Origin of the sequence: Hydrogenophaga sp. (assembly GCF_041633695.1) — a bacterium.
Lineage (GTDB): Bacteria > Pseudomonadota > Gammaproteobacteria > Burkholderiales > Burkholderiaceae_C > Hydrogenophaga.
Map to the genome: position 1 here is coordinate 1 of NZ_JBFJMY010000240.1, position 6,439 is coordinate 6,439.

7 protein-coding genes are annotated in these 6,439 nt (G+C 68.8%); 5 read left to right on the forward strand and 2 right to left on the reverse strand.

What is annotated here, in order from left to right; translation table 11 throughout:
* Positions 1 to 128: 128 nt before the first annotated feature.
* The 3 genes from ABYB95_RS14620 to ABYB95_RS14630 are packed head-to-tail and all read left to right on the forward strand — an operon-like array spanning position 129 to position 1,593.
* A complete protein-coding gene (locus tag ABYB95_RS14620; protein WP_372659301.1) occupies positions 129 to 653 on the forward strand; it encodes a YbaK/EbsC family protein in 525 nt (174 codons plus the stop codon).
* Entirely contained in the window at positions 650 to 877 is a 228-nt protein-coding gene (locus tag ABYB95_RS14625) for a DUF1289 domain-containing protein (RefSeq protein WP_372659302.1), read from the forward strand. The genes ABYB95_RS14620 and ABYB95_RS14625 overlap by 4 nt, the downstream gene beginning before the upstream one ends.
* A 47-nt stretch (positions 878 to 924) precedes the next feature.
* The gene (locus tag ABYB95_RS14630) at positions 925 to 1,593 is read left to right on the forward strand and encodes a 2-hydroxychromene-2-carboxylate isomerase (RefSeq protein WP_372659307.1); all 669 of its coding nucleotides are present in this window, start codon (positions 925 to 927) and stop codon (positions 1,591 to 1,593) included.
* Here ABYB95_RS14630 and ABYB95_RS14635 read toward each other — a convergent pair.
* Entirely contained in the window at positions 1,590 to 3,059 is a 1,470-nt protein-coding gene (locus ABYB95_RS14635) for an MFS transporter (RefSeq protein WP_372659303.1), read from the reverse strand. The two genes, ABYB95_RS14630 and ABYB95_RS14635, sit on opposite strands and share 4 nt — an antisense overlap.
* Before the next feature lie 139 nt (positions 3,060 to 3,198).
* Here ABYB95_RS14635 and ABYB95_RS14640 point away from each other — a divergent pair, with 139 nt between their 5' ends.
* Positions 3,199 to 4,095: a LysR family transcriptional regulator gene (locus tag ABYB95_RS14640; RefSeq protein WP_372659304.1), complete on the forward strand. Its 897-nt coding sequence runs from the start codon at positions 3,199 to 3,201 to the stop codon at positions 4,093 to 4,095.
* A gap of 25 nt (positions 4,096 to 4,120) precedes the next feature.
* On the opposite strand, the gene ABYB95_RS14645 is transcribed toward ABYB95_RS14640, so the two are convergent.
* Entirely contained in the window at positions 4,121 to 5,191 is a 1,071-nt protein-coding gene (locus ABYB95_RS14645; protein WP_372659305.1) for a substrate-binding domain-containing protein, read from the reverse strand.
* Between the two features lie 88 nt (positions 5,192 to 5,279).
* On the opposite strand from ABYB95_RS14645, the gene ABYB95_RS14650 reads away from it, so the two are divergent.
* The coding region (locus ABYB95_RS14650; RefSeq protein WP_372659306.1) for an NAD(P)H-dependent oxidoreductase subunit E at positions 5,280 to 6,439 on the forward strand (1,160 nt) is incomplete at its 3' end.

The following is a 6,439-nucleotide window of genomic DNA, read 5'->3' on the forward strand; positions in this document are numbered from 1 at the left end:
GGCTATGGGGCAAAAAGACGGTAAAAAATGGACCGCTGCGGGCGATTTGCAGCCGACGCTTCTTCTGCCGCGCAGGCTCCTAGACCCCTGGAACATCGGCCCATCCGCACACCCTTACCATGGCAAGCATGAGCGACACACAGACCACGCACACCAACCCGCAGACGCTGCCCAGCGGCATGGCGCGGGTTTCACAAGCACTGGCCCAACTGGGCCACCCCCACGCGCCGCTTGTGCTCGACGACGCCGCGCGCACCGCGCAACAGGCCGCCGATGCCCTGGGCGTGGCCTTGGGGCAGATCGCCAAGAGCATCATTTTTCGCCGCAAACCCGACGACGCGGCGGTGCTGGTCATCACCTCGGGCGACTTGCGGGTGGACGAGAAAAAAGTGCAGGCCCTGGTGTGTGCCGATGGGGCCAAGCTGGGTCGGGCCGACGCCGAGTTCGTGAAGCAAAAGACCGGTTTCGCCATTGGCGGCGTGTCGCCCCTGGCGCACGCCACCGAGCCCGTCACCTTGATCGACGCGCAGCTGTTCCGCTTTGCCGAGATCTGGGCCGCAGCCGGGCACCCGCACGGCGTGTTCCGCTTGAGCCCGCAAGATCTATCCAACTTCACCGGTGCGCCGGTGGCCGACGTGACCGTATCGCCATGACATCCACCCCGATCATCAACTTGCAGGACGCGCGCGAACGCCACCCCGGCGTGGTCGCACCTTCGCCCTGCGTTTCGATTTGTGAGCTGGACCACGCGCACAGCCGTTGCCACGGTTGTTTTCGAACCCTGGACGAAATCGCGGGCTGGGGCCAACTGGACGATGCAGCCAAGCTCGTGATCTGGCAGCGCATCGAAGCCCGGCAAACCACCACCAGCCCCTGAGCCCGGAGACCCGCATGGCCGACACCGGTTCCGACCCCAGCAGCGCGCTGCGCGACATTCATTTTTATTACGACCCGATCTCGCCCTACGCGCACTTGGCTTTTGAGCGCCTGCCCCAGGCCTTGATGGGTCTGAGCCACCAGGTGCACTACAAGCCGGTGCTGTTCGCGGCCTTGCTCAAGGCCCACGGCCAGTTGGGGCCGGCGGAAATTCCGGCCAAGCGCGACTGGACCTACCGCCAGATCGCCTGGCTGGCGCAACACCACGGCGTCGCACTGGATCTGCCCGCCGCCCACCCGTTCAACCCGCTGCCCTTGCTGCGCCTGGGCCTGAGCACGGCCACACCCGACATGCCGGGCGAGACCAGCCGCTACGTCACCGAGCAACTGTTCCACCACGTCTGGCACGGCGGGCTGGACGCCGCCGATCCCGCCCGCATCGAAGCGCTGCAGGCGCGCTTGCAAGACCACATGGCGCAGCGCCTGAAGCCCTGGCAAGCACCCGATGGCGAGGCGGTGAAAAACAGCTTGCGTGCCAACACCGACGCGGCGCTGGCGCTGGGCCTGTTTGGCGTGCCCGCCATGGTGGTGGACGGACGCGTGTTCTGGGGCCAGGACGCCTTGCCCATGCTGCGCGCCTACCTGGATGGCGATGCCTGGTTCCAGTCGGGCGCCTGGGAGGCCGCCGCCCAAACGCCCGTGGGCGTGCGGCGCTAGCGAGCGCCCTGGCGCGTGTCGCGCACCGCGCGGCGGGCCGTTGCCGCGAATATGGCGAGCGCGGCGATCATCAAGACGCCCGCGACCACGAAGGTGGTGCGCATGCCGGTGGCCACTGCGTCGGGTGGCGCGGTGCCCATGTCGTGGCTGGCCGCGGCCCAGGCGAACACCGCGCCCATGACGGATGCACCGGTGATCAGCCCGAGGTTGCGCGACAGGCTGAGCAGGCCGGAGATCACACCCCGCTGGTCTGCGGGAACGTTCATCATGACGGCGGTGTTGTTGGCGGCCTGGAACAGCTGGTAGCCAGGGGTGAGCAGGGCGATGGCCGCCACATAACCCGCCACGCCGAACAAGGCCGGCAACACGGACAGCGCAAAAGCCCCCGCCGCCAGCGCCACGAGCCCGGTCGCCACGCCGCCGGGCGCGCCCCAGCGGTCGACCAGACGGCCCGCCGGGACACCGCTCAGTGCCGAGACCAGGGGACCGATCGACATCACAATGCCCACGAGCACCGGGTTCAGCCCGAGCGCGCGGGCGAGGAAGAAGGGACCGACTACCAGCGTGGCCATCATCACGGTGGACACCAGCGCGTTCGTGCCCAGGCTGGCGCGCAAGCTGGCGTCGCGCAAGGCGGCCAGGCGGATCAAGGGCGATGCCACGCGCGCCTGCACCCACACAAAGAGGCCGGCACCCAGGCACGCAGAAAACAACAAGGCGGTGTTGAGCCGCCCCCAGTGCCCGCCTCCGGTGGTGACCGCCAGCGCATAGGCCGCCAGCGTCAGACCAAGCACCAGCGTGCCCCAGGCGTCAAAGCCCTGTCCCACTGGCCCCGCCAGTCCCGTCGCAGGTTCGCGCCGTGGCAGGCTGCGCTGGGCCAGCACGGCGTTCAGCAGCCCCAGCGGAACCATGATGAGGAAAATGGCCCGCCAGCCGGGCCCGGCGATCAAGAACCCGCCCAGCGAGGGGCCGAGCGCGGTGCCCACCGCCGACATGGTGCCAAGCAAGCCCATGGCACTGCCGGTCTTTTCAGGGGGAACGGCTTGGCGCACCAGCACCACGGTGAGTGCCATCAGAATCGCAGCCGCCAAGCCCTGTAGCGCCCGGGCCGCGATCAGCGTCCCGAGCGTGGGCGCCACACCGCACAGCAGCGAGGCCAGCGTGAACAACAAGATGCCGGCCAGCAGCACACGCCGATGGCCCCAGACATCACCCATGCGCCCGGCGCTGACGATCAGCACGGTGCTGGCCAGCAGATACGCGAGCACGACCCACTGGACCTGGTGGAACGGAACCGAAAACGCCTGCGCCAGGGTCGGCAAGGCGACGTTGGCGATGCTGACGCCGAGCGAGGACAACAACATCGACAGCGCCAGGCTGAACAGCGCCCAACGGGCGGGTGCCGTGCGCCTTTGCACGGCAGGGTCGGGGACGGCCGGATCGGCGTCTGCGGTGAGGGATTTCAAGGGGTACTCCGTAGTCGGGTGGCTCCAGACACGGAGCCGTGCCAAAAATGTAGGGCTGGAGCCGGGCTGGCGGAAGGCGCGTGGCTTGCACGGTATGCGTGCGTTTGGCGCCATGTCCGAACTGCGCCATAGTGGCGCCATGTCGACCCCCGATCTCAACCTGCTCACCACCTTGAATGTGCTGCTCGAAGAAGGCAGCGTGGCCGGCGCGGCGCGCCGCTTGCGGCTCAGTCCGTCGGCCATGAGCCGTTCGCTGGCGCGCCTGCGCGAGACCACGGGCGATCCGCTGCTGGTGCGGGCCGGGCGCGGTCTGGTGCCCACGCCACGAGCGGTCGAACTGCGCGAGCGGGTGGGGCGCATCGTGCAGGAGGCCGAAGCGGCGCTGCAGCCGGTGGACACGCTCGACCTGGCGCGGCTGGAGCGTTGCTTCACCCTGCGCACCAGCGAAGGCTTTGCGGAAACCTTCGGGCCGGATCTGATCGCCTGCGTGGAAGCGCAGGCACCTGGCGTGCGTCTGCGCTTTGTGCCGAAATGGGCCAAAGACAGCGCGCCGCTGCGCGAGGGCGCGGTGGACCTGGAGACCGGCGTGGTAGGCCAGGCCATGGGCCCCGAGGTGCGCGCCCAGGCCTTGTTCCGCGACCGCTTTGTGGGCGTGGTGCGGCTGGCGCACCCCTTGAGCCAGGGCGAGGTCACGCTGGCGCGCTACCTGGGGGGGCGGCACATCGGCGTTTCGCGGCAGGGGCAGGAAAGAGGGCCGATGGCCGAGGCCTTGAAGGCCTTGGATGTGCAGCGCGATGTGGCCGTCACCGTGGGCGGTTTTGCCACCGCGCTGGCGCTGGCCCGGGCGGGCGACCTGATCGCCAGCGTGCCCGAGCGCCACACCGCCGGTCTGCGCACCGGCATGCACAGCTTCGCCCTGCCGTTTGCCACGCAAGCGATCACGGTGGCCTTGCTCTGGCACCCGCGCCTGCACGCCGATCCGGCGCACCGCTGGCTGCGTGGCTGTGTGCGCCAGGTGTGTGCCGACCAGCCCTGAGGCCGCTGCCGGACTCGCAAAAACCTCAGCGCGCGAAGGCCTCGTCCACCCCCATCACCTCGCCGGTGTGTGCCGCCTCATAACCTTTGAGCGCAGCCACCCGCGAACGAAAAACGGGTGAGCGCAGCAGTGCGAGCACCGGGCGCAGTTCTTTGCGCTGCAAAGCGTCGGCGGGCAGGGCGAAGAAGTAGCGCTCTTTCAGCAGCGGAATGAAGTGCAGGCCGAAGCGGTGCGCTGCGGTCTGCACGCCAATGCCCACATCGGCCATGCCGCTGGCGACAAAAGCGGCCACGGCGGCGTGGGTCAGTTCGGTGTTGTCGTAGCCGGTCACGGACTGGGGTGCGATGCCCTCGCGCTGCAGCAGCAGGTCGGTCAGCACGCGGGTGCCCGAACCTTCCGGGCGGTTGACGAAACGCAAGCCGCGCCGCGCCAAGTCGTTCAGACCCCGCAGTTTCAAGGGGTTGCCGGGCGCGACAAACAGGCCCTGGCAGCGCACCGCCAGGTGCACCAGCAGGTGTTGGTCTTGGCGCAGCCAAGGCAGGTAGCGCTGCGCGGCGGCGGCCTGGAAATCGCCCAGCGGCACGTGAAAGCCGGCCAGTTCGCAGTCGCCCTGGGCCAGTGCGGCCACCGCTTCCAGGCTGTTGCGGTAGCGCAGCTCCACCGGCACCTGGCGCGCCGCCAGTTCTTCGCGCAGCGCGGCCACCGCAAAACCGTGGCTGGCGTGCAGGCGCGGCACGGCGCGTTCGCGGCGCTGCACACGCCCGAGTTCGCCTTCGAGTTCCGAGGCCAACGATTCCAGCAGCGGTTGCAGACGCGCGCCAATGCGGGCGTCGGCCCAGATCAGTTTTTGTCCCAGCTCGGTCAACAGCGACCCGCGCCCGCGCCCACGCAGCAGCAGCGGCTGGCCGAACAATTGTTCGGCCTGTTGCAGCAATCCCCAGGCGTGGCGGTACGACAGGCCCAGCTCGCGCCCAGCCTGCGAAATGCTGCCCGAAGCTTGCACGGCGGCCAGCAATTGCAGCAAGGTGTTGGCGTCGAGCGCCGGGCCATCTTCGTGGCCGACGCGCCATTGGGGTTGCAGGGTGATGCGCAGCATGTTGGAGGGGCCGGACAGGTGTGCAAGGGCCCCGACTTTATGAAAACCAGAACATATTAGAACCGGTGGCCGGTGCTACGCTGAAAACATGAGCACAACGCCCTCCGAAACCCCCGTCCGTGGCGCACGCGCCGTGATCCCGATCCGACCCGCCAAGGGGCCTGGCCGGGTACGCCACACACCCAAAGGGCGCCAGGTGCAGCCCGAAGCGCGGGCGCGGGTGGACGTGCTGTGCAGCGGCCTCGAGCCGCGCCCCGACCTGTTGATCGAACACCTGCACCGCCTGCAGGACGCCGAGGGCGTGCTGCGCCACGGCCACTTGGCGGCTTTGGCCGAGCGCCTGCGCCTGAGCCAGGTGGAGGTGTTCGAGGTGGCGAGCTTCTACCACCACTTCGAGATCGCGCAAGACGGCGCTGCCGTGGCCACCACCGTGGTCCGCGTGTGCACCAGCCTCTCGTGTCAGATGGCGGGTGGCGAGGCGCTGTTGTCGGATTTGCAAACCCGGCTGGCGGGCGATGGTGCCGTGCAAGTGCAAGGCGTGCCCTGCATCGGCCAGTGCCACCAGGCCCCGGCGGCTTGCGTGGGTCAACGCCAGTTGCCGCACGCCCAAGAGCAGTCGGTGATGGCCTTGCTGGCGGCAGGCGGGACCACGCCGCGCGAACTGCCCACGCCCGTGCGCTCGCAACTGCTGCAGTTGCGGCGCCTGTTGTCGGGCGGTCTCAGCGCCGAGCAGGTCTTGGCCGAACTCAAAAACTCGGGCTTGCGTGGCCTGGGCGGCGCGGGGTTTCCGGCCTGGCGCAAATGGGAAACCGTGCGCGCCCAGCCCGGTCCGCGCAACATGGTGGTGAACATCGACGAAGGCGAGGTCGGCACGTTCAAGGACGGCTTGCTGCTGAGCAGCGAGCAGGCCGGTGCCCCGCAAATGCTGGAGGGCATGCTGATCGCGGCCCAGGTGGTGGGTGTGCAAAACATCTGGCTCTACCTGCGCGACGAGTACCACGATGTGCGGGTTTTGCTCGCGCGCGAGCTGTTGCACCTGCAAACCCAGCTGCAGGAACTGGCCTCGGCTTATCCGGACTACACGCCGCCGCGCATCGAATTGCGGCGCGGGGCCGGCGCCTACATCTGCGGCGAAGAGTCGGCGCTGATCGAATCGGTGGAAGGCAAGCGCGGCTTGCCGCGCCTGAAGCCGCCCATCGTCGCCATGCACGGCGTGTTTGGCCGACCCACGCTGGCCCACAACCCGGA